The organism is Pseudomonas sp. LBUM1648 (assembly GCF_059716145.1).
This window is the reverse complement of the sequence record NZ_CP166808.1, coordinates 2006441-2028881: the sequence shown is the minus strand read 5'-3', so window position 1 is coordinate 2028881 and position 22441 is coordinate 2006441. Positions and strand designations below refer to the sequence as shown.

Here is a 22441-nt window from a genome sequence, read left to right as displayed (position 1 = left end):
CACACAATTTGACTTAACACTCACAGGGCCTGCACCGACAGGCCCCTGAGAAATAGAGGTTTCATACCGCAAACGACACCAAAGACCAAACCAGAAATTTCCTCACTGCTCATCTTCCTCCTCATCAAACTCATCATCCGAATCAATTAGCGGCACCGTCGCATCATCCATCAACGACCCCGGATCCTCATTCCCCGGATCATTGATAAACGGCAGCCCACTCGAGCCTTTTTCTTCCTTGCCTTCGGTTTCGGGAGTCATTGCAAACCTCATGATGTCGGGGAGTGTATGACGTTCGAAAGGCCCTGCTGCCAATCGTTCCCGAGTCGAACCTGCAGAAACGAAAAACCCGGCACACGGCCGGGTTTCTGTTTAATCGTCAATCAATGATGTTTGTTTTTATGCTTGTTCTTATGCTTATGGCCACCACCGGAATGAGACTTCCCGCCATCGTCACCCAGGTTGTTGCCGAGCGCACCACCTGCGGCACCACCCAATCCTGCACCGACAGCCGAACCGGTCGAACCGCCCAGGCTGTTACCGATCACTGAGCCGCCCGCAGCTCCAAGGCCACCGCCAATGGCGGCTTCCGTGCGATTGTTTTTATTCGCACCGACGGCGCTGCCCGCCGCGCCACCCACACCGGCACCGACCGCAGCGCCTGTGCTGCCGCCGAGCTGTCCGCCGACCACGTTGCCCAGCACACCACCCAGCCCGCCGCCAACGGAGGCCGAACCATCACCGGCAGCCATTGCGCCTTGAGCCACCAGCAATCCGAAAAACAGTGCAGATAATGACAAACGCATATGAACCTCACAGTTCCCGAGCCGGGACAGGCTGCCCATGCAGGGCTTATGTGTTATTGGAGACGATTACGGGTAAAACGTTCACCAACGTAAAGCCCGACATCGAGCCGGACTTTTCTGACCTGCAATCAATCTCAGTGACGCTTGTGCCCTTTGGACAGATTGCTGCCAACCGCGCCGCCGGCTGCACCGCCCAGGCCCGCGCCAATAGTAGCGCCATTCTTGCCGCCGAGACTGTTGCCGATCACCGAACCGCCGGCAGCGCCGACACCACCGCCGATGGCCGCTTTGGTCCGGCTACCTTTGCGTGCCGCCACTGCACTGCCCGCTGCGCCTGCGACGCCGGCACCAATCGCAGCACCGGTGCTGCCGCCCATTTTCTGGCCGACAACGTTACCCAGCGCGCCACCCAGACCACCGCCCAGCGCAGCGGTGCCGTCACCGGCAGCCATCGCACCTTGAGCAACGAGAAGGCCCAGAACCAGAGCAGGCAATGTTAAACGCATGACAAAAACCTCAAAAAATGGGTATGACAAAAAGGGCCGGGATTTAATGCCGTCGGAGCGCAAAAGTCCAGACAGCATGAGTGAGCTGCACACACTCGGCGCCGTTTGGACAGCGATTCTGGAAAAGGTTTTATGACAGGCAAAAAAAAGCCCGCTGGGGAGACGGGCTGGAGACTTGCTTTCTAACGGATGGCTTCACCCTACTTTGGCAGACGTGAAAAGTTTGTGAAAAGCGTTTACATCCACACTGCGCGCGTAGGAATTTTTCCCGATAGGTTGCGCCAGGCACAAAAAACCCCGCTCATTGACGGGGTTGTGGGTTGCAAGACTTACTTGCGGGCGCGGGTCGCGATCCTGGGTAAAAACTTCGCCTTCGGCCCTTTAGGTACCGTGGACTTGATCTTGCCGGTCTGCACCGGATCCTCACCAAAGCCCGACTGGTACTCGGTCTGGCCACATCGCACGCAGTTGTTGAAGGAAAATTCAGCGCCATCGTCTTCGATATACGGATCAGTCATGCCTTTTCCCCTTCGAAACGGGTCGACACCGGCAAAGCTCTTTGCCTGAAAGAATATCGACCTCCAGTACTTTTGAGACTAGCCGGTCATTCCTGGACTTGTGATTCAGAAACGCTGACGCCCGACGAATGGCCTACAAAAGACCGGATGGCAACAAGTCAAAACGTCGAGATCCACAAATCCCAACGTTCCGTCCAATAATCAGCGCAACTTCACCGCAGTACCTGTCACGAACACCACAACCATACCGCCCTTGCCGGCCGGCATACTGATCTCGAAATCCACCCCAACCACAGCGTCCGCCTGCAAGGCTCGCGCTCGCTCCTTGATCTCCTCAGTCGCCTGGATACGCGCCTCCTTCAGCGCCCGCTCCAGCGTCTGAGAGCGCCCACCAAAAAAATCACGCATGCCGGCAAACATGTCGCGGATCACATTGACGCCCTGCACCGATTCGGCACTGACAATGTCTAGATAGGCGGTGATCTGACGGCCTTCGATGGCTTGAGTGGTGGAGATGATCATGGAAACAGTCCTTTTTCAGGCAGATAAAAACCGCGATTGTAATTCAATCGAGGATTAAGCCGATTTCAGCAGACACCCAACAAAATCCAGACGCCAGAAACCACAAAACCCCTGACTTCTTTCGAAATCAGGGGTTCTGTGTAATCGAATATGGCGGTGAAGGAGAGATTCGAACTCTCGATACAGTTTCCTGTATACACACTTTCCAGGCGTGCTCCTTAAGCCACTCGGACACTTCACCGTATCTCTTCAAACATGTTCTGTCTGTCGAGGCGCGCTAATGTAGTCGAAAGCTTTTCCGATGGCAAACTTTTTTTCAGAATTTTCATGCGGTTAAGAGAAAAAACAGTTTTCCCCGCCAACAGGCCATGGCAAACCGGCCAATCTCCGGTGGGCACGCCCCCTTCTATATAGAAGACAGATAGCAGTCTGCGGGGCATGAGCCGATAAAGGGTGACCGACGGGTCAGTCACGGTGCTTTACCTGGCCTGCGGTGGTGGGTAACGTCTGCCCATCTTTCTTAAAGGAATAGCGTCATGAGTGAGTTGATTTCTTACCACCTCGAAGACGGTATCGCGACCCTGACCTTGAGCAATGGCAAGGTCAATGCCATTTCCCCGGACGTGATTGCAGCGTTCAACGCGGCGCTGGATAAGGCGGTGACTGATCGTGCCATCGTGATCATTACCGGTCAGCCAGGGATTCTGTCCGGTGGCTATGACCTGAAAGTGATGACCGCCGGCCCTAAAGAAGCGGTGGCACTGGTGACTGCCGGTTCGACGCTGGCTCGCCGTCTGCTCTCTCACCCGTTCCCGGTGATCGTCGCGTGCCCGGGCCATGCCGTGGCCAAAGGTGCATTCATTCTTCTGTCCGCCGATTACCGTATCGGCGTCGACGGCCCGTTCAGCATTGGTCTGAATGAAGTGCAGATCGGTATGACCATGCACCACGCCGGTATCGAGCTGGCCCGTGATCGTCTGCGTCGTTCGGCTTTCCACCGTTCAGTGATCAACGGCGAGATGTTCGATCCGCAAAGCGCTGTGGATGCTGGCTTCCTCGATAAGGTGGTTTCCGCCGAGGAGCTGCAAGGTGCTGCCTTGGCCGCCGCACGGCAGTTGAAGAAGATCAACATGACGGCGCACAAGAACACCAAATTGAAGGTGCGCAAGGCGCTGCTGGAAACCTTGGATAACGCGATCATTCAGGATCAGGAACATCTGGGGTAAGCACCCGGTTCCAGCGGTCAAGAAAAGCCCGACCGTCGTGTCGGGCTTTTTCTTACGCACCTGGTTGAAAATACCGTTGCAGCTCTAGGACGGGTCTGACAACCAAGCTTGAAACATGCGCTTAAACATCGGCTATCTCCGCACTCTATAGCAGCAATTGCCGAAAACAGTGCACATCCGTACACTGCGCCACCTTTTGTCCCGGTGGGGCCTGAAAATGCTGTTTGTGTTTCGTATGTTGTTGATGGGCCTGCACTTTATTCTGGCTGGCATGCTTGGGGTGATTCTCGGGTTGTGCCGTCCATTTAATCCGGACAACAGCCGTCTGTGCGCCCGCCTCTACGCGCTGCCGGCCATGTGCATTTTGCGTCTGCGGGTGAAATCCGATGTCAGCGGTTTGATGAACAAACCCGACAGTTGCGTGATCATCGCCAACCATCAGTCCAACTATGATCTGTTCGTGTTCGGCAATGTGGTGCCGCGCCGCACCGTCTGTATTGGTAAAAAAAGCCTGAAATGGGTGCCGCTGTTCGGGCAACTGTTCTGGCTGGCGGGCAACGTGTTGATCGATCGTGGGAATGCGCAAAAGGCGCGTCAGTCGATGCTCACCACGACCAACACCTTGCAGAACGAAGACACGTCGATCTGGGTATTCCCGGAAGGCACGCGCAATCTCGGTGAAGAGCTGCTGCCGTTCAAGAAAGGGGCATTCCAGATGGCAATTGCCGCTGGCGTGCCGATCGTTCCGGTGTGTGTCAGCAGTTACGTCAAACATATGCGCCTGAACCGCTGGCGCAGCGGGAAAATTCTCATACGTTCACTCCCGGCAATTCCTACTGTAGGACTGACCATGGATGACATGCCGATGCTCATCAGCCAGTGCCGCGAACAGATGCGCGAGTGCATCGAATCGATGGATCGGCAACTGCAAGCTGCCTGAAAAGCAAACCCGCCTTGTGCGGGTTTTCTTTTGCCGGGTGAACTGTGCAGATTTCACTGACTCTGAAGCAGCGACACGGCTAAGCTGATGCCTTGTATTCCCTGCCATCTGCCAAGAAGAAGTGAACCACCACCATGGGTCGAGTTGTTGCCGCTGCGGTGTACAGCGCGGGTAAGAAAGTCACCAATATTGCCATCGATGAGGGCGCGGCCTGGGCCGCCAAAACCGGGCACTTTGTGTGGATCGGTCTCGAAGAGCCAGACGCTCAGGAACTGGCCAACCTGCAACGTCAGTTCAACCTGCACGAACTGGCGATCGAAGATGCCCTGGAAAAACACAGCCGGCCGAAGCTGGAAACCTTTGGCGACGCTTTGTTTATCGTCACCTACTCACCCATTCGCGAACACGGGGTTCTGCAGTTCATCGAGACCCACATCTTCGCCGGCAAGGGTTACATCATCACGGCGCGTAACGGCCACTCGGCGTCCTACGCCCATGTCCGCCAACGTTGTGAGGCACGTCCACTGTTGCTGGAGCATGGGGAAGATTTCGTACTCTATGCGTTGCTCGATTTTGTCATCGAGAACTATCAGCCAGTAGGCGAAGCGATCCATGCCGAGATCGATGAGCTGGAACGCAACGTGTTGTGCAGTGCGTTGAATGAACGTGACGTACAGAAACTCCATGGCCTGCGCCGTGATGTGGTGCGCCTGCGCCGTTACGCAGCCCCTATGGTGGAAATCAGCGAGGAACTGCAGAAGCTGAGTTTCCCGTTCATCGACAAGAACATGCGCCCGTACTTTCGCGATGTGCAGATTCACGTCACTCGGCAGATGGAAGACCTGACGACACTGGCCGACATTGCCAGCCAGACCATCGAGATCGGAGTGTTGCTGGAAGCGTCACGGCAGAGCGTGGTGCAGCGCAAGTTTGCGGCATGGGCGGCGATTCTGGCGTTTCCGACCGCGGTAGCGGGGATTTACGGAATGAACTTCCAGAACATGCCGGAGTTGAGCTGGCACTACGGCTATTTTGCCGTGCTGGGGTTTATTACGGTGGGGTGTGTGAGTTTGTGGGCGAGTTTCAAGAAGTCAGGGTGGTTGTAATTCTGTGGTGAGGGATTGCTCCCTCATCACAAATTCCGCATCAGACTTTAAACAGCTTTAGCTTCAGGCTTGTGCGCCACAAAGCGCATCATCCACTCCGCCACCGTAGCGCCATGATGCTCTTGCTCCAGGCTGGCCAAGCCTTTGCTATAGATCTGCGTGCCCAACGCTTCCTGACGCAGATCCAGCAGCGCACGGGAATAGTCGTGAATAAACTCAGGATGCCCCTGGAAGCACAGCACCTGGTCGTTGATGTGGTACGCCGCAAACGGGCAGAAATCGCTCGAAGCAATTACCGTGGCGTTTTCCGGTAACGCAGTCACCTGATCCTGGTGGCTGATCAGCAACGTCAGTTCTTCACGCACCGGGCTCATCCACGGCGCCTTGGCCGCCAGTTTGTAGTTGTGAGTGCCGACGCCCCAACCTTGCGTGGCGCGTTCGCTCTTGCCACCGAGGAGCAGCGCCAGCAGTTGATGACCGAAACACACGCCAAGCAATTTGTCGCCTCGCTCGTAACGAGTCAACAGATAGTCCTTGAGGGTCTGGATCCACGGATCGGTGCCAAACGAATCGGCCTTGCTGCCGGTGACCAGGTACGCGTCGAAAGTCTGATCATCGCTCGGGTATTCGCCCTGCATCACGTTGTAGACGGTGAACTCGGCGGCAATCGGCTGCTGCGAGAACAGGCGCTGAAACATCTGCCCGTAACCCTGATATTGATCGACCAGTTCCGGACGCAGGATGTCGGTTTCCAGAATGCAGATGCGTAGCGACATAAAAAATACCTAACACGTGATGGGAATAATGAACACCCCAGAGCCTGCCTTGAAACACCCTGGCAAGGCAAGCCCCGGATTGGCTTCCCACCCTTTAGAACAGCTCCCCTTTCGCCGCTTTTTCCAGTAACAGGGCCGGTGGCGCGAACCGATCGCCATATTGTTCGGCCAGATACTGCGCACGGGCGACAAAATCCTTCACCCCGTATTGATTGATGAACTGCAGGGCACCGCCGGTCCAAGCAGCGAAGCCGATGCCGAAGATCGATCCGACGTTGGCGTCCGCCGTCGAAGTCAGGACACCCTCCTCCACGCAGCGCACGGTTTCGATGGCTTGCACGAACAGCAGGCGATCGCGCACATCCTTCGGCGAAATTTGCCCGTCAGCCTTCTCGAAGCGAGTCTTCAGCTCGGGCCACAAATGCTTCTGGCTACCAGCCGGGTATTCATAGAAACCGCCACCAGCGGCCTTGCCGGGACGCTTGTATTCATTGAGCAACAAGTCAATCACGGCGAACGCCGGATGATCTATCAGCGGTTTCTCTTCCGCTTGCAGGTCTTTAGCAGTTTGCTTGCGGATATGGCTCATCAGGCTGAGGGAAACTTCGTCAGAGATCGCCAGAGGCCCGACCGGCATCCCGGCCTTGCGCGCTTCGGTCTCGATCATCGGTGCGCTCACGCCCTCGCCGAGCATGGCGATGCCTTCATTGGTGAAGGTACCGAATACCCGCGAAGTGAAAAAGCCGCGACTGTCGTTGACCACAATCGGGGTTTTCTTGATTTGCAGAACGAAATCGAAACCCCGCGCCAGGGTTGCATCGCTGGTCTGAGCGCCTTTGATGATTTCCACCAGCGGCATTTTCTCGACCGGGCTGAAGAAATGAAGGCCGATGAATTTGCTCTGATCGGGTACGGCAGTCGCCAGCCCGCTGATCGGCAAGGTCGAGGTGTTGGAGGCAATTACAGCGTCGGCGCCGACAATTTCCTGCGCGGCCGCCGAGACTTTGGCTTTCAGTTCGCGATCCTCAAACACCGCTTCAATGATCAAATCGCAACCGGCCAGATCGGTATCGGTTTCAGTCGGATGAATTCGCGCCAACACCGCTTCGCGCTGTTCAGCAGTCATTTGCCCACGGGCTACTTTCTTGTCGAGCAGCGCTGCCGAATGGGCCTTGCCCTTCTCGGCTGCAGCGAGGTTGATGTCCTTGAGCACCACTTCGATGCCGGCCGAGGCACTGACAAAAGCGATCCCCGCGCCCATCATGCCGGCGCCGAGTACGCCGACTTTCTGCGTTTTATAAGGCGCAAAGCCCTGAGGCCGTGAGCCACCAGCATTGATCTCGTTGAGCTGAAACCAGAACGTGCCGATCAGGTTTTTGGAGATCTGGCCGGTGGTCAACTCTGTGAAGTAGCGGGTTTCAATCAGGTGCGCGGTGTCGAAATCGACCTGAGCGCCCTCCACCGCCGCACACAGAATTTTCTCCGGTGCCGGCAGCGTGCCTTGGGTTTTGGTGCGCAGGATCGACGGTGCTATCGCCAGCATCTGTGCGACTTTCGGATTCGACGGCGTACCGCCCGGGATCTGATACCCCTTCACGTCCCAACGCTGCACCGCCGTCGGATTGGCAACGATCCACGCACGAGCCTTGGCGAGCAGCTCATCCCGATCCGTCGCCAGCGCATCGATCAAACCGGCCTGTAACGCCTGTTGCGGACGAACCTTTTTGCCTTCGAGCAGATACGGTAGCGCTTTCTCGATGCCAAGCATACGCACCATGCGCACCACCCCGCCGCCGCCCGGCAACAAACCGAGAGTCACTTCCGGCAGACCGAGCTGCACGGACGCATCGTCCAACGCTACCCGGTGATGACAGGCAAGGCAGATTTCCCAACCACCGCCCAGTGCCGCACCGTTGATGGCCGCGACCACCGGTTTACCTAAAGTTTCCAGAGTGCGCAGTTGCCCTTTGAGGGTCAGCACCATGTCATAAAAGGCTTTGGCTTCGGGCTTGCCAACCCTGATCAACTCATTGAGGTCGCCGCCGGCAAAAAAAGTTTTCTTCGCCGACGTGATGATGACCCCGGCAATGCTGTCTTTTTCCGCGACAAGTCGGGCGACGCAGGCGGCCATGGCCTCACGGTAGACCGCGTTCATGGTGTTGGCGCTCTGGCCCGGCATGTCGATGGTCAAAACGACGATCGCGTCCTGGCCTTTTTCGTAACGAATGGCTTCGCTCATAACAGGGTTCCTTGAATTCGGGACTCAGAGACGTTCGATGATGGTGGCAATGCCCATGCCGCCGCCGACACACAGCGTCGCCAGGCCGTAGCGCAGACGCCGGGCTTCAAGTTCATCGAGCAGGGTGCCGAGGATCGCGCAACCGGTGGCGCCCAGCGGGTGGCCCATGGCGATGGAGCCGCCGTTGACGTTGACCTTGTCCGGGTCGACCGCCATGTCTTTGATGAATTTCAGTACTACTGAGGCAAACGCTTCGTTGACCTCGAACAGGTCGATGTCTTCCACACGCAAGCCAGCCTTCGCCAGCGCTTTGCGAGTGGCCGGCGCCGGGCCGGTGAGCATGATGGTCGGATCGGTGCTGGTGACCGCCGTGGCGACGATGCGCGCCCGAGGCTGCAAGCCCAGCGCCCGCCCCTTGGCTTCTGAGCCGATCAGCATCAACGCCGCGCCATCGACGATTCCGGAACTGTTTCCCGGTGTGTGCACGTGATTGATTCGCTCGACATGGCTGTAAACACGCAACGCGGTCGCGTCGAAACCCATTTGACCGATCATTTCGAAACTCGGCTTGAGCTTGCCCAGCCCTTCCAGCGTCGATTCGGCGCGAATGAACTCATCGTGATCGAGCAAGATGATGCCGTTTTGATCCTGCACCGGCACCAACGATTTGTTGAACGAGCCATCGGCCCTCGCCCGCGCGGCTTTCTGTTGTGAGTACAGCGCGTAGGCATCGACGTCTTGGCGGCTGAAGCCTTCCAGGGTGGCGATCAAATCCGCCCCCACACCCTGTGGCGTGAAGTGACTGTGCAGATTGGTCTGGGGGTCCAGCGCCCAGGCGCCGCCATCACTGCCCATCGGCACCCGCGACATCGACTCGACGCCGCCGACCACCACCAAGTCTTCGAAACCCGAGCGCACCTTCATGGCACCGAGGTTGACCGCTTCCAGTCCTGAAGCGCAGAACCGGTTGATCTGCACACCTGCCACGCTAACGTCCCAATCGGCCACTTGCACGGCGGTTTTGGCGATGTCCGAGCCTTGATCGCCAATCGGCGTAACGCAGCCGAGCACAACGTCATCGACCTGGCTGGTGTCCAGTGAGGTGCGCTCTTGCAGCGCGGTCAACAGACCTGCCACCAGATTTACCGGTTTGACACTGTGCAAGGCGCCGTCGGCCTTGCCTTTGCCACGGGGCGTGCGTAACGCGTCGAAAATCAAAGCTTGGGTCATGACGTCCTCGAACCTGCGCGGTGAGTGAATTTCGTACTGTCACTGTTGTCCCCGACGGTCACGGATTCAATGACCACAGCGCTCAATGACATTGACGCGCACGCTCAGACGGACGGTCATCGGCGATTGGGTGAACCGGTTCAGGTCGGCGAGTTGTCTAGCAAGCGGGCGGCAAAGAAGCTGGCAATACGCCTCATGCCTTTTTAATCGCACTCAGCAGCAAGTACATATGAAATGGATCTAAGCCAAGCGTGACGCGGGCCCTAAGGTAAGACATGTACGTCATGGCCGTCGGGTTTTGCCGAGGCAGGCGTCATTCAACAGGAAGTGCAGCGCTTGCCGTCATGGATATGCAGGCAAGCATCAGGAAATAACAATAAAGGCGGTCAAGCCATGTTCAAACAACCGAAAGTTCGTCAAGCAGGACTCATTCTTTTCGCCACGACGCTGTTGTTGATTTTGCCGAACCTGACCAAGGTCATCGGCTGAGTTCAAGCGGCAGGTGCTGTAATTCGCCACTAAAAATGTGACTGGCCCGCTACCCGGGCCAGCGTGGCTGTGCCAACCTTTGCGCACATCCACGACATGGACGGCGATCATTTGAAAGCGCTCATTGTGTTTGGGGCCATGCTGCTGAGCATGCCCTTGTCTGCCGCGCAACTGGATCTGCAGTTGGGCGCAAATAGCCGCACCTGGCAGACCGAGGAGCTGCTCAAGCATCCTCAGGTACAAACGCTCACGGTAAAAAGCGACGTGTCCTACAAGAAGGACATGACCTATCGCGCCTTGCCCGTCGCGGCGTTGCTGACGGGCATCAAACCTGAGGATCATCTGCAAGCGGTCGCACTGGATGGCTTTGCCGCCGAGCTTGCCGCTGCGCAGTTGCTCAATCAGAAAGGCGCGCGGGCCTGGCTGGCCATCGAGGACCCGGCCAAACCCTGGCCGCCGTTGTCAGAGGGCAAACACAGCGCCGGGCCGTTCTATCTGGTGTGGACCGATCCGCAAGCGGGGAATATCAGCCCGGAACAATGGCCGTTTCAAGTCGCCAGCATCAAGCGCATGGCGCCGGTGGCCGAGCGTTTTCCCGCCCTCCGGCCAGATCCTGCGTTAAAGGCCAATGACCCGGTCAATCAGGGTTTTGCGCTGTTTCAGAAAAACTGCCTCGCGTGTCATCGCTTGAACGGCGCAGGAGATGCGCAGTTCGGGCCGGATTTGAATATTCCGTATAACCCGACCGAGTATTTCGGTGCAGATTTCCTCAAGCGCTACATTCGTGATCCGCAGAGTTTGCGCCAGTGGCCGCAGGCGAAGATGCCGGGGTTTTCTGCGGATGTGCTGCCGGATGGGGATTTGCAGATGTTGATCGGGTATTTGCAGCACATGGCCGGGCGCAAAAACAAGCCCTGAACACAGATCCAATGTAGGAGCGAGCCTGCTCGCGATAACGGTGTGCCAGCCTTGCATGTGCTGGCTGACAGATTGCTGTCACGAGCAGGCTCGCTCCTACAGGGGTTCGGTGTTTATTGCTGCTGCACGGAGATCACCGGCGCCGGCGTCGGCGACACAAACACCTTCGCATGCATCTGCTCACACCCACCACCCCGGCGCATGCCGCGCACCGGGCAGGCATCGAGGTAATCCAGACCCACCGCCAGTTTCAGGTGCCGCTCAGGTCGCGCCAGTTCATTGGTCACGTCAAAACTGTACCAGGCGTCATCCAGCCACGCTTCCGCCCAGGCATGGCTGGCCAGGTGTTCGCAATCCTCGCTGTACAGATACCCCGACACATACCGCGACGGAATCCCCAGGCTGCGCGCGCAGGCCAGAAACGCGTGGGTGTGATCCTGACAAACGCCCGAGCGCCCGGCGAAAGCCTCGGCAGCGCTGGTGTCGACTTCGGTGGAACCCGGCGTGTAGGTCATGTGCTGATTCAGGCCGTGCATCAAATCGATCAGTGCGGTGCGGTCGCGACGCTGCTTGCAGGATTTTGCAGCGAACGCGCGTAGCGCCTCGTCCGCCTCGGTCAACCGGGTGAACCGCAGAAACGGCAACGCCGACTGGCTTTCATGCTCGGCCTCACGCAATTCGTCGATGTCGACCTGACCACGAGCACCGATGATGATCGATTCGTGCGGCTCGTCCATGGTTAGCACGTGCAGGATGTTGCCGAACGGATCGAGTTGCGCGCGCACCGGGCGCGGCAGGTCGAGCTGCCAGCTCAGCACATGCTGCCGCTCGCTGTCGTGGGGGGTCAGTCGCAAGTACTGGATGCTCGCCCGCACCTGATCTTCGTAGTGATAGGTGGTCTCGTGGCTAATGGAAAGTCTCATGCAGCCTCCAGGTAGGAACTGTGAATGGCGTTGCCCAACTGGCGCACCAATGGGATGAACTCGGTCAGCCAGGCGTGCAGGCCTTCCTCGAGAATTTCGTTGATGCCGGTGTAGCGCAGGCGTGCGTCCATTTCGGCCGCCAGACGTTGCGCGGGACGACCGTTGGCGCCTGGCAACTGGGCGAGTATCTGGTCGATTTCTTCGGTGCAGGCACGCAGGGAGCGTGGTACATCGGCGCGCAACAACAGCAGCTCGGCGACATGTCGGGCGCCGGGCGCATCGCGATAGATTTCGGTATAGGCCTCGAACGACGACAACGCTCGCAGCAACGCACTCCACTGGTAATACGCGTGGGCCGTCCCGTCACTGACGGCTTCGGCCTGATCGCCGGCCATCTCGTAACGCGCGTCGAGCAGTCGCAACGTGTTGTCGGCGCGCTCGATGAACGTCCCCAGGCGAATAAAGCGAAACGCATCGTTACGCATGATCGTGCCGTAGGACGCGCCACGAAACAGGTGCGAACGCTCCTTGATCCATTCACAGAAGCGGCTCATGCCATAGCGGCTCAGGCCCTGTTCGGCGATCCCGCGAATTTCCAGCCACGTTGCGTTGATGTTTTCCCACATGTCTGCGGTGATGCGCCCGCGCACCGCGTGCGCGCTGGCCCGCGCCGCGCCGAGGCAGCTATAGATGCTCGCCGGATTGGCGGCATCGAGGGCGAAGAAATGCAGCAGGCGTTCGGCATGCAAAGCACCGTGACGCTCGAGGTAATCATCCAGGGTGCCGGTAATCAGCAGCGGCATGGCCAGTTCGTGCAAACCGTCACCGCGACCGTCTTGCGGCATCAGCGACAGCGAATAACTGATGTCGAGCATCCGCGCGAGATTTTCCGCCCGCTCCAGGTAACGCGACATCCAATACAGATCCGAGGCAGTTCTACTTAACATGGCAAGCTTCCTTCAATCCTCGACCACCCAGGTGTCCTTGGTTCCGCCACCCTGGGAAGAATTCACCACCAGGGAGCCTTCGCGCAGGGCGACACGGGTCAAACCACCGGGCACAACCCGGGTTTCGCGACCGGACAAGACAAATGGCCGCAAGTCGATATGGCGCGGCGCAATGCCGTTTTCGACAAAGGTCGGGCAGGTCGACAGCGACAGCGTCGGTTGCGCGATGTACGCGTGGGGCTTGGCCTTGATGCGCTCGCGGAAGGAATCGATTTCCGCGGTTGTCGCAGCAGGCCCCACCAGCATCCCGTAACCACCGGAACCCTGTGTTTCCTTGACCACCAGATCCGGAAGATTGGCCAGCACATGGGAAAGTTCAGACGGATTGCGACACTGCCAGGTCGGTACGTTCTTCAGGATCGGTTCTTCATCGAGGTAGAAACGGATCATGTCGGTGACAAACGGATACACCGATTTGTCATCCGCCACGCCCGTGCCGATGGCGTTGGCCAGCACCACATTGCCGGAGCGATAGGACGACAGCAGGCCCGGTACGCCAAGCATCGAATCCGGATTGAACGCCAGCGGATCGAGGAACGCGTCGTCGAGGCGGCGGTAGATCACGTCCACCGCTTTCGGGCCATCGGTGGTGCGCATGAAGACCTTGTCATCGCGCACAAACAGATCCGCACCTTCCACCAGTTCGACGCCCATTTCTCGAGCCAGAAAGGCGTGCTCGAAAAACGCACTGTTGAAGCGTCCCGGCGTCAGTACCACCACGCTCGGATCGTCAATCGGGCTTGAGCTTTTCAGCGTGTCGAGCAGCAGGTTCGGATAATGATCGATAGGCGCGATACGCTGGGCGGAAAACAACTCCGGGAACAGACGCATCATCATCTTGCGGTCTTCAAGCATGTAGCTCACGCCGCTCGGTGTGCGCAGGTTGTCTTCGAGCACGTAATAGGTGCCGTCGCCGTCGCGCACCAGATCGACGCCGGAGATATGCGAATAGATATCGCGGTGCAGATCCAGCCCTTGCATCGCCAACTGATATTGCTCGTTGGCCAGCACCTGTTCGGCGGGAATAATCCCGGCCTTGATGATGCGCTGCTCGTGATAGAGGTCGGCGAGGAACATGTTCAACGCCTTGACCCGCTGGATGCAGCCGCGCTCGACAATCCGCCACTCACTGGCGGGAATGCTGCGCGGAATGGTGTCGAAAGGAATCAGGCGCTCTGTGCCCTGCTCGTCCCCGTAGAGCGTGAACGTGATGCCGGCACGATGGAACAGCAGATCGGCCTCGCGGCGCCGCTGGGCCAACAGCTCGTCAGGCGTGTCAGCCAACCACCGGGCAAACTCCCGGTAATGCGGGCGGACCTGGCCGCCGGCATCGTACATCTCATCAAAATAGGTGCGGATCATGCCGTACTCCTTGTCACCCGGACATCCAGACCATCGCAAGGCCCGTGCCATCGGCATAAACGCTTTGATTTCAATCGGTTGGATAATCACGCCACAGGCGCCGCACCATTCCTGTGCGACAAATGCCCCAACCTGATTGCCCCCGCCTCATTGCGACGCAGTGCTGTCGCCTATCACCAGCATAGTCAGAGTTGATTTCACTGCTCGCGGCTGGCTGCGGATAATCCGCGCATCCGCTGAAAAAACTTCCCCCGATGAAGCCTTCAGCCCAATCGATCCGAATTGCCTTTGCGGCCCTCAAAGCCTTAACCCTGACCGGTTTCCTCTCCTTATCGGTCTTCCCTTTTAGCCACCCTCTCCGGTGGCTTTTTTTTGCCTCGGATTCTTGTTTCAGGGTTTTGCCACGGGAATTCAAGCAAGCCAAAAACGACAACGGCCAACCCGAAGGTCAGCCGTTGCTTGCGTTGATTACCAGAGATCAGTTCAAACGGTGGCGGTTACGCACCTCCTGCTTGACGCCCCAGCCTTCGATGATGCCACCCAAGGGCTCGACCACCGCCGAAAAGCCCTGCTCGAAATCGCCGATATCGTCATAGGTCGCGTACATCACTTTGCTCAATTCCAGAGACCACGCGCCGTCGTCGCGCGCGCTGACCTGGGCATTGATGGATTCACCGCGAAACTTACCTGCCGCCCTGCGCGCCCGCTCCTCGTCCGGGAAAATGGCGTAAAACTCGATGGGATGGAATCGGGAAAAATCGAAACCGCCTTCTTTCATGCGGCGCAGTACATTGCTGCTGATGTCTTCTTGATAGGCTGTGCTCATGAATCGTCCCCCTCGGATAGATGGATAGACTTTCCGTATTCCCGCCCCGGGCCTTACTGGCCAAAGTACTACGGCAACGTGGTTGCGCGCGGGAAACAAGCATGTAGCTGACAAGACCAGACCTTAGCGATCCGTTCGCTGATCTCGCTTGCAGAGTAGCCCCAAGATAGAGCTGCTGCCAAGGCCTGGTGCTTCAAGTGACAAGAAGAATTTCAGATGGGAGTGATACTGCGGATTTCGATGCTGTTCTGGGTTTTCAGGCTTTTGACGCCTGCATCGGCAGTGCGCCCTTCCAGATCGTTCATATCCAGTTCCGCGGCGACAGGCAGGAGCCGTTCCTTGATCAGTCGAGCAGCTTCATCGTCGCTTGGGCATTCCGCACGCTCGAAGACCTCATCGACAATTTCACCATGATCGTCCACGAAAGTGACTTTCCACTTTTGCATCGGTGCCTCCTCGATCAAACCCGCAAATGGGCTTACACCTATCTCGACTTTTGGCCGGATTGATCGTTCAAAAGGATTGCTGCGAGCGAACATGAAAAAAGTTACATCCGCTGTAGGAGTTGCGTGATTTTCAGTCGTTGCCTGGCTTGTTGATCGCCTGGAGTACGTACTGCGGCAGCGCAAACGCACCGATGTGAATTTCCGGGTTGTAGTAGCGAGTGACAATGCCGCTGCCGATGAAACGCTGTCGCAGGGTTTCACGGCTCAACTTGCGGTAGGCCGGGTTGGTCGAACCCCAAGCGAACGTCATCGAGCCGCCGATATAGGTCGGAACAGCGGCCTGATAGAAATGCCAGTCCGGAAACAGGCTGCGCAGGCGGCCGGCAGTGGTTTTGACTTCGTCGATCTGCATGAACGGCGTGCCGTTCTGAGTCACGAGGATGCCGCCTTCGTTCAGGCAACGGTGGCAGGCCTGGTAGAAGTTTTCCGAGAACAACACTTCGCCCGGGCCGATCGGGTCAGTGGAGTCGGAGATGATCACGTCGAATTTCTCGGTGGTGGTGGCCACAAAACGCATGCCGTCATCGATCACCAGGTTCAGACGCGGATCGTCGTAGGCGCCCTTGGAATGGTTCGGCAGGAATTGCTTGCACATGTCGACCACGGTGCCGTCGATCTCGACCATGGTGATGTGCTCGACACTGCCGTGCTTGGCCACTTCACGCAGCATGCCGCCGTCACCGCCGCCGATGATCAGCACGCGCTTGGCGGTGCCGTGGGCGAGGATCGGCACGTGGGTGAGCATTTCGTGGTAGATGAATTCGTCGGCTTCGGTGGTCTGGATCACGCCGTCAAGCGCCATTACCCGGCCCATTCGCGGGTTCTGGAAGATCACCAGATGCTGGTGTTCGGTGCGCACTTCGTGCAGCAGTTTTTCCATGCGAAACCGCTGACCGTAGCCTTCGTAGAGGGTTTCCAGGTACTCACTGGTTTTCGTGACGGTCATGGTGACGTGCTCCGATGAATGCGCGGGCGCCAATCGTGGCGACGATTGCCCGGGAAAGGCGCGCATTCTACGTTGCCGAAGATGACAGGTCGAACCTCGCGCCATCGGCTTGGCACAATCCCTGTGGTAGCTGGCTTGCCAGCTACCACAGGTTTCGAGTTGTTCTCGAAAGTAGCGGCTAGATTCGGACATTCCCCCGCGGCCCGGCGATTGCCCAGATGATCAGGCCCAGCACCGGCAGGAGGATGATCAGCAGCACCCAGACAATTTTCATCCCGGTGGACGCGCCGCTTTTCAGCACATTAATGATGGCCCAGATGTCGAGGGCGAGAATGATCAGACCGATCAGACCGTTAAACGTCGAACCCATGGTGTCGCTCCAGAATAGTGGCATGCACTTTTAGGATAGACGGGCCAGCGCAGGGTTCCCTTTTATTACTCTCAGACGTGAACGGCGATCTTCAGCGCTTCCAGCGACGGTGCGGCGGCGATGCCCAACTCGGCGCACAGTTCCAGCACCCGTGGCACATCGTTGCCATAGACCAGCACCACTTGCAGCTCATCGTCGAGCAACTGACTGAAGTTCATCAGCGTGTAACCGCCGTTTTCCTTGCTCAGACTGCTCATCTGCACCTGGATACGGTTGAGTGCGGTCAACGCTTCGGTCTTGGCCAGTTGCTTGGGCTTGAGGTTGAAATCCACGCCCGGGCCGAACGAAGCAACAATCTGCGCGAACAGGTCGACGTAGGTGTCGGCCTGAAACATTACGGTTTCCGGCAGGCTGCCGACGACGACCCATTCGCCCAGCGGCATCGGGAACGTGTCGTCATAGTTGATGTCCGGATTGGCGGCCAGAAACGCGTCGGCATCGGCGTAGGCCTGAGCGGCTTCATCGGCCACGTTCAGGATCTCGTCCTCGCCCATGCAGCCGGAACTGATTTTGCTGATGAGTTCGACGAGTGCGGCTTTCATAAGGGCGGATCCTATGGCGAGGGTAGATTTTGAGGGCGCGAAGGATAGCGCAGAAAAGCAAAAGATCGCAGCCTTCGGCAGCGCCTACAGCAGATCAGTGCAGGCGCTGCCGAATGCTGCGATCTTTTGACCTGATCAACCCAGCAGTTTTTCCAGTTGCGCGGTGGTATCGACCGCGCCCATGGTCCGCGCCGCGTCCAGCGCGGAAACACCATTGGCATCCTTGGCTTTCGGGTCGGCGCCCTTGCTGATGAGGTAATCAACGATTTCAACACGGTTGAACATCGCAGCCATCATCAGCGCAGTGCGGCCATCGAAGGACGAGCCTTCAACCTGCGCGCCACCCTCGACCAGCGCCGAGACTACCGCCAGATCGCCTTTGAAAGCAGCACCGGCAATCGGACTTTGGCCATTGTCGTTGCGAACTTCCGGGTCGGCCTTGTGTTCCAGCAGAACTTTCACGGTTTCCACATGGCCGTGGTAAGCCGCGAGCATCAACAATGTGTCGCCCTTGTGATTGCGAAGATTCGGTGGCAACCCTTTAGTCAGCAGCGCCGCCATCATCGCGGCATCACCCTCACGCGCCTTGTTGAAAACCTGCTCGGCAAATTCGGCAGCCTCTTCAGGGGTCATCTGGCGGCTTTGGTCGGACATTAGGCAACTCCACTTCGGTCAATCGGAAAGCCGACAGTTTTCCCGAGCAAGACGATAGCTGTCACCCTCTTTTTCTCAAGATTGCCTATAGCCACAATCAATAACGGTATTTGCCCTGATGAATTTCAGCCAAAACTTCATCGGTGACCTGCACATAGGTCTGCGTGCCGGGCAGCCAGGCGAAGATCGGGTCATCGCCCGTCTGGCCGGGGTCGAAACCTTCTTTTTTCAGCCGGGTTTTCTGGTATTTGAAGGTGCCGGTGGTTTCCATTTTCACCTTCACCCGCAAAAACAACGGTACGGCGTAGGCCGGCATGCGTTGCCTTGCAAAGGTCAGCAGTTCTGCAAAATCCAGGGTCGCAAGAGATTCAGCCGGGGTTATCGCCGCCATCCCGGCGCGACCGTTGGTGTTGCAGATTTCCACGCCATACGCCACCGCCTCGGAGATATGCGGATGCTGTAGCAGAAGGTTTTCGACTTCTGTGGTCGAAACGTTTTCACCCTTCCAGCGATAGGTGTCGCCGAGCCGATCAACAAACTGGGCATGACCGAAGCCGATATTTCGCAGCAAGTCACCGGTATTGAAGAAACGGTCGCCTTTGTTAAACACATCGTCCAGCACGACCTTGGCGGTCTTCTGCGGATCGGTGTAACCGTCCAGCGGTGCCTTCTCGTCGATCCGTGCCAGCAGCAACCCCTGCTCGCCCTTGCCGACCTTGCGCATGAAACCGTCATCGCCACGAAGAGGCTCACCGCTGTCGTGATCGTAGGCGACCAACTCCCAGGCCATCAGGGAAAAGCCGATGGTGTTGTCAAAGTTGAGGATGTTGGTGAAGCCGATATTGCCATCGCTCGCCGCATACAGTTCGCAAATGTGATCCACCGCAAACCGTGTCTTGAATTGCGCCCAGGCGCCCGGGCGCAAACCGTTGCCGATCATCTTGCGCACGCCGTGACGGCTATCATCGGCACTGGCCGGTTGATCGACCAGATAGCGGCACAACTCGCCGACGTAGCCGATGGTGGTCGCGCGATAGCGGCGTACGTCGCTCCAGAACTGGCTCGCGCTGAATTTGCGGCGGATCGCAAAACCCGATGCGCCATTGATCGCCGAGCCCCAGCACACGCAAAGGCCGGTGGCGTGGTACAGCGGCAAGGTGCAATAAACCACGTCGTCCGGGCGCATATTCAGCGCGATCATGCCGAAACTGGCGGAACTGCGCATCCAGCGGCCGTGCTTGAACACCCCCGCCTTGGGCAGTCCGGTGGTGCCGGAGGTGTAGATGTAGAAACAAGGGTCATCGAAAAATACTTGCTGGCTGCTCGACGGATTATCGCTGCTGGCGTCGGCACTGGCGCTGATCAGATTGACATAGCCCTCGGGCGCAATGCCCGGGTGGCTGTAGGTGTCCTGATCCGCGACAAACCAAGTGCGCTGCGGCGCAATCGACACCTGCTCGCGCACCGCAGCAAATGCGGGCACCAACTCTTCGCCGACCACGATCGCCACCGGCGCTACAAGGTTTACGCTGTGGATCAGTGTGTCGCGGGTCTGCGAGGTATTGAGCAGCGCGCTGACAGCGCCGACCTTGGCCAGCGCCAGTATCGTCACCAGCAGTTCCGGGCGATTTTCGACGAATACCGCCACCACGTCGCCCTTGCCGATGCCCTGCCCGTTCAGATAGTGGGCGATACGATTGGCCCACTGGTTGACCTGCGCATAGGTCAGCAACACATCGCCCTGCAATAACGCCGGCCCATCAGGATTGCGCAGAGTCGCTTGTTCGAATGTCCAGCCAAGGCCACAGCTTTGGGTCGGATCCGTGACGTTGGCCACCTTCATGCCTTTAACCACCCGAGGGATGGCTTTGGCGATCATCGGCAGTTTGCGGAGCATCATGCCCCAGGTAATCGTGTCGCTTGGCGCGTGACTCATGGAAGCTCCCCGTTCGGCCTTGGCGGTGGCCGGTGTTTTTATTGTCGGGCGACTGGGTGAGGCAACCGGCGATCTTTTGCGACGGTCGAGACCGAAAATACGTCAGCGCTTCTCGGCCTGTACACGCGGTTTTTGCAATGTTTTGTATCCGCAGGCTCAACGGCGACGGCGCTGATCCTGGCTTTATCAATTGGTTCCGTAGAATCGAGAACGATCCCGCAAAATGCAGGATGCACGATGGCCATTCATGCAGATTGCACGACCCGTTTAAATTTTAAATTTTTTAACTTATTGATTTATATGGATTTTAATTTTATCGACTGCTGGCACAATCACTGCAACCTCCTCTGCATGCTTGCCATTCAAGTGCATACGGAGCTGAAAAACATGAGCCTGATCCAAGAAAAATTTACCTCCCTGTTCTCCAACTTCGACGTCACCACTGCGCCGCGTCCCGATGGCGGGATTCTGCTGACCCTGCGCAGTGCCGACGGCAAAGTGTTCAAGCGCGCCCTCACCTATCAACAACTGCATGCCGGCGACCAACTGTCGTGGGCGATCAGTGCGATTCGCCGTGACTTGGCCGAACAGGCCAGCGAACTGCCGCAAATTGCGATGTTGCAGAGCCAGCAGCGTTTTGCCCTGCCGACTTATCACTCGCTGTAATTCAAACCCTTAAACAAAACAGGCCGTGAAGCATGCGCTTCACGGCCTGTTTGTTTGTGCGCCGTTTCCTTGTAGGTGCTTTAGAACGCTTCCGGTTCAATTCCGGTAAAACTATCGACCGTCACATGCCCCGCCAACTCCCCGCCTTCACGGGCCAGACCGCAGGTTTGCAAACCGGCAGCCTGAGCCGCATCGAGTTCCTGCACGATGTCTGACAGAAACAGAATCTGCGCAGGTTCAACACCAATCGCCTGTTGAATGTTGGTGTAAGACTGCGCCTCGCGCTTGGGCCCGGACGTGGTGTCGAAGTAACCACTGAACAGCGGCGTCAGATCCCCCGCCTCAGAGCAGCCGAAGATCAGCTTCTGCGCCTGGATCGAACCGGACGAATACACAAATAGTTGATAACCCGCCTGATGCCAGCGTTGAAGTGCTTCAACAGCATCCGGGTAAACGTGGCCCTTCAACTGCCCGGCCTGATAGCCCTGCTCCCAGACCATGCCTTGCAACGCCTTTAGCGGCGTGGCCTTGCGGTCTTCGGCGATCCAGTCCAACAGAATCTCGACAACACGTTCAACATCAGCCTGCGGCTCGTTGCTGTCGCGGCGCACAGCGTCAAGTTGCTCGGCGACATCGGCACGTTCGGCGTTCTGCCGCACGAAGTCCGGCAGATGTTTGGCCGCATACGGGAACAGCACGTCGAAAACGAAACTCACCGCGCTGGTGGTGCCTTCGATGTCGGTAAGAATGACTTTGATCGACATCGGCTCAGTCCTCCAGACGCGGGAAGCGGCCGGCGATGTCTTCGCCGGTGAAGTTGGCGACCCAGCCGTCAGGATTGTTGAACAAGCGAATCGCCACGAAATGAGGATGCTCGCCCATGTCGAACCAGTGCCTGGTGCCGGCAGGTACCGAGATCAGATCGTTCTTCTCGCAGAGTACGGCGTAAACGTAATCGTCGATGTGCAGGGTAAAAAGCCCACGGCCAGCGACGAAAAAGCGTACTTCGTCTTCGCCGTGGCGGTGTTCTTCAAGGAACTTGGCGCGCAATTCGGCTTTTTGCGGGTGATCGCTGTTGACGCTGATGACATCGACGGTGACGTAACCGCGTTCGGTCATCAGTTTGTCGATCTGCTCTTGATAAGCGCTGATCACTTCTTCCTGTGTCGCGCCGGGCTGGATCTTTGCGGCGGCTTGCCAGCGGTCGAACCGCACGCCCTGCTCGGCCAGGGTGGAAGCGATGTCTTCGAAATGGGTCAGCACCTTGTTTGGAATCTCAGGGCTGGAAATGTGATAGACGGACAGGCTGCTCATTGGGGCAATTCCTCGGTATCGGCCTTGCCGTCCGGTTCTTGCAGACCGGTCGG

At 57.8% G+C, this 22441-nt stretch carries 26 protein-coding genes and 1 tRNA gene; 5 read left to right on the top strand and 22 right to left on the bottom strand.

The window, feature by feature from the left end; genetic code table 11:
* Positions 1 to 102 precede the first annotated feature (102 nt).
* From ACA043_RS09395 to ACA043_RS09365, 7 genes are all read right to left on the bottom strand, one after another.
* Positions 103 to 261, bottom strand: coding sequence for a hypothetical protein (locus tag ACA043_RS09395; RefSeq protein ID WP_187680104.1), 159 nt, complete (start codon positions 259 to 261; stop codon positions 103 to 105).
* 122 nt (positions 262 to 383) lie between these two features.
* Positions 384 to 806 (bottom strand): glycine zipper domain-containing protein, encoded by a 423-nt coding sequence (locus tag ACA043_RS09390; RefSeq protein ID WP_497659037.1) that lies wholly within the window; start codon positions 804 to 806, stop codon positions 384 to 386.
* A gap of 134 nt (positions 807 to 940) precedes the next feature.
* Positions 941 to 1312 (bottom strand): bacteriocin, encoded by a 372-nt coding sequence (locus tag ACA043_RS09385; RefSeq protein WP_489878644.1) that lies wholly within the window; start codon positions 1310 to 1312, stop codon positions 941 to 943.
* A 329-nt stretch (positions 1313 to 1641) separates the two neighbouring features.
* Positions 1642 to 1830 (bottom strand): hypothetical protein, encoded by a 189-nt coding sequence (locus ACA043_RS09380; protein WP_187680101.1) that lies wholly within the window; start codon positions 1828 to 1830, stop codon positions 1642 to 1644.
* 201 nt (positions 1831 to 2031) lie between these two features.
* Positions 2032 to 2352, bottom strand: a complete 321-nt coding sequence (locus tag ACA043_RS09375; RefSeq protein WP_187680100.1) for a YbjQ family protein — start codon at positions 2350 to 2352, stop codon at positions 2032 to 2034.
* Positions 2353 to 2503: 151 nt separating this feature from the next.
* A tRNA-Ser gene (locus tag ACA043_RS09370) sits at positions 2504 to 2593 on the bottom strand.
* Positions 2589 to 2825 carry a hypothetical protein gene (locus ACA043_RS09365; protein WP_497617207.1) on the bottom strand — a complete coding sequence of 79 codons (237 nt, stop codon included), beginning with the start codon at positions 2823 to 2825 and terminating at the stop codon, positions 2589 to 2591. Before ACA043_RS09365 ends, ACA043_RS09370 begins: the two co-directional genes overlap by 5 nt.
* A gap of 63 nt (positions 2826 to 2888) precedes the next feature.
* Here ACA043_RS09365 and ACA043_RS09360 point away from each other — a divergent pair, with 63 nt between their 5' ends.
* The 3 genes from ACA043_RS09360 to ACA043_RS09350 all read left to right on the top strand — a co-directional run bounded on the left by ACA043_RS09360 (position 2889) and on the right by ACA043_RS09350 (position 5624).
* Positions 2889 to 3578: a crotonase/enoyl-CoA hydratase family protein gene (locus tag ACA043_RS09360; RefSeq protein ID WP_187680099.1), complete on the top strand. Its 690-nt coding sequence runs from the start codon at positions 2889 to 2891 to the stop codon at positions 3576 to 3578.
* Between the two features lie 217 nt (positions 3579 to 3795).
* Complete coding sequence (locus ACA043_RS09355) at positions 3796 to 4518, top strand: 1-acylglycerol-3-phosphate O-acyltransferase (RefSeq protein WP_187680098.1); 723 nt, start codon at positions 3796 to 3798, stop codon at positions 4516 to 4518.
* 134 nt (positions 4519 to 4652) lie between these two features.
* Positions 4653 to 5624 (top strand): magnesium and cobalt transport protein CorA, encoded by a 972-nt coding sequence (locus ACA043_RS09350; protein ID WP_187680097.1) that lies wholly within the window; start codon positions 4653 to 4655, stop codon positions 5622 to 5624.
* Positions 5625 to 5671: 47 nt separating this feature from the next.
* Here ACA043_RS09350 and ACA043_RS09345 read toward each other — a convergent pair whose 3' ends face one another.
* From ACA043_RS09345 to ACA043_RS09335, 3 genes are all read right to left on the bottom strand, one after another.
* On the bottom strand, positions 5672 to 6400 hold the full coding sequence (locus tag ACA043_RS09345) for an amidotransferase (RefSeq protein WP_187680096.1): 729 nt from the start codon (positions 6398 to 6400) through the stop codon (positions 5672 to 5674).
* 94 nt (positions 6401 to 6494) lie between these two features.
* Complete coding sequence (locus ACA043_RS09340; RefSeq protein WP_497659036.1) at positions 6495 to 8639, bottom strand: 3-hydroxyacyl-CoA dehydrogenase NAD-binding domain-containing protein; 2145 nt, start codon at positions 8637 to 8639, stop codon at positions 6495 to 6497.
* A 24-nt stretch (positions 8640 to 8663) separates the two neighbouring features.
* Positions 8664 to 9869, bottom strand: a complete 1206-nt coding sequence (locus ACA043_RS09335; protein WP_401269751.1) for an acetyl-CoA C-acetyltransferase — start codon at positions 9867 to 9869, stop codon at positions 8664 to 8666.
* 585 nt (positions 9870 to 10454) lie between these two features.
* Between ACA043_RS09335 and ACA043_RS09330 the strand changes: the two genes are divergently transcribed.
* Positions 10455 to 11276, top strand: a complete 822-nt coding sequence (locus ACA043_RS09330) for a c-type cytochrome (protein ID WP_497659631.1) — start codon at positions 10455 to 10457, stop codon at positions 11274 to 11276.
* Positions 11277 to 11389: 113 nt separating this feature from the next.
* Here the strand turns inward: ACA043_RS09330 and ACA043_RS09325 are convergent, their stop codons facing one another.
* The 10 genes from ACA043_RS09325 to ACA043_RS09280 all read right to left on the bottom strand — a co-directional run bounded on the left by ACA043_RS09325 (position 11390) and on the right by ACA043_RS09280 (position 20408).
* On the bottom strand, positions 11390 to 12199 hold the full coding sequence (locus ACA043_RS09325) for a transglutaminase family protein (protein WP_401269748.1): 810 nt from the start codon (positions 12197 to 12199) through the stop codon (positions 11390 to 11392).
* Positions 12196 to 13146: an alpha-E domain-containing protein gene (locus ACA043_RS09320; RefSeq protein ID WP_007914063.1), complete on the bottom strand. Its 951-nt coding sequence runs from the start codon at positions 13144 to 13146 to the stop codon at positions 12196 to 12198. The genes ACA043_RS09325 and ACA043_RS09320 overlap by 4 nt, the downstream gene beginning before the upstream one ends.
* A 12-nt stretch (positions 13147 to 13158) precedes the next feature.
* Entirely contained in the window at positions 13159 to 14568 is a 1410-nt protein-coding gene (locus tag ACA043_RS09315) for a circularly permuted type 2 ATP-grasp protein (protein WP_187680092.1), read from the bottom strand.
* Positions 14569 to 15046: 478 nt separating this feature from the next.
* Positions 15047 to 15394, bottom strand: a complete 348-nt coding sequence (locus tag ACA043_RS09310) for a ribonuclease E inhibitor RraB (RefSeq protein WP_007960698.1) — start codon at positions 15392 to 15394, stop codon at positions 15047 to 15049.
* Between the two features lie 212 nt (positions 15395 to 15606).
* Positions 15607 to 15840, bottom strand: coding sequence for a hypothetical protein (locus ACA043_RS09305; RefSeq protein WP_127651687.1), 234 nt, complete (start codon positions 15838 to 15840; stop codon positions 15607 to 15609).
* A 130-nt stretch (positions 15841 to 15970) separates the two neighbouring features.
* A complete protein-coding gene (speE, locus tag ACA043_RS09300; RefSeq protein WP_489878639.1) occupies positions 15971 to 16846 on the bottom strand; it encodes a polyamine aminopropyltransferase in 876 nt (291 codons plus the stop codon).
* Positions 16847 to 17024: 178 nt separating this feature from the next.
* Positions 17025 to 17216, bottom strand: a complete 192-nt coding sequence (locus ACA043_RS09295; protein ID WP_016773784.1) for a PLDc N-terminal domain-containing protein — start codon at positions 17214 to 17216, stop codon at positions 17025 to 17027.
* A gap of 71 nt (positions 17217 to 17287) precedes the next feature.
* Positions 17288 to 17818: a hypothetical protein gene (locus ACA043_RS09290; protein ID WP_497659035.1), complete on the bottom strand. Its 531-nt coding sequence runs from the start codon at positions 17816 to 17818 to the stop codon at positions 17288 to 17290.
* A 135-nt stretch (positions 17819 to 17953) separates the two neighbouring features.
* Entirely contained in the window at positions 17954 to 18472 is a 519-nt protein-coding gene (locus ACA043_RS09285) for an ankyrin repeat domain-containing protein (RefSeq protein ID WP_187680088.1), read from the bottom strand.
* A gap of 97 nt (positions 18473 to 18569) precedes the next feature.
* Positions 18570 to 20408, bottom strand: a complete 1839-nt coding sequence (locus ACA043_RS09280; RefSeq protein ID WP_401269741.1) for a long-chain-acyl-CoA synthetase — start codon at positions 20406 to 20408, stop codon at positions 18570 to 18572.
* 387 nt (positions 20409 to 20795) lie between these two features.
* Between ACA043_RS09280 and ACA043_RS09275 the strand changes: the two genes are divergently transcribed.
* Complete coding sequence (locus tag ACA043_RS09275) at positions 20796 to 21074, top strand: DUF3509 domain-containing protein (protein ID WP_095191301.1); 279 nt, start codon at positions 20796 to 20798, stop codon at positions 21072 to 21074.
* An 80-nt stretch (positions 21075 to 21154) separates the two neighbouring features.
* On the opposite strand, the gene mtnC is transcribed toward ACA043_RS09275, so the two are convergent.
* Together mtnC and ACA043_RS09265 are read right to left on the bottom strand one after the other, a co-directional pair.
* Positions 21155 to 21838: an acireductone synthase gene (gene mtnC, locus ACA043_RS09270; protein ID WP_401269738.1), complete on the bottom strand. Its 684-nt coding sequence runs from the start codon at positions 21836 to 21838 to the stop codon at positions 21155 to 21157.
* Between the two features lie 4 nt (positions 21839 to 21842).
* Positions 21843 to 22388: a 1,2-dihydroxy-3-keto-5-methylthiopentene dioxygenase gene (locus ACA043_RS09265; RefSeq protein WP_401269735.1), complete on the bottom strand. Its 546-nt coding sequence runs from the start codon at positions 22386 to 22388 to the stop codon at positions 21843 to 21845.
* Positions 22389 to 22441: the final 53 nt, after the last annotated feature.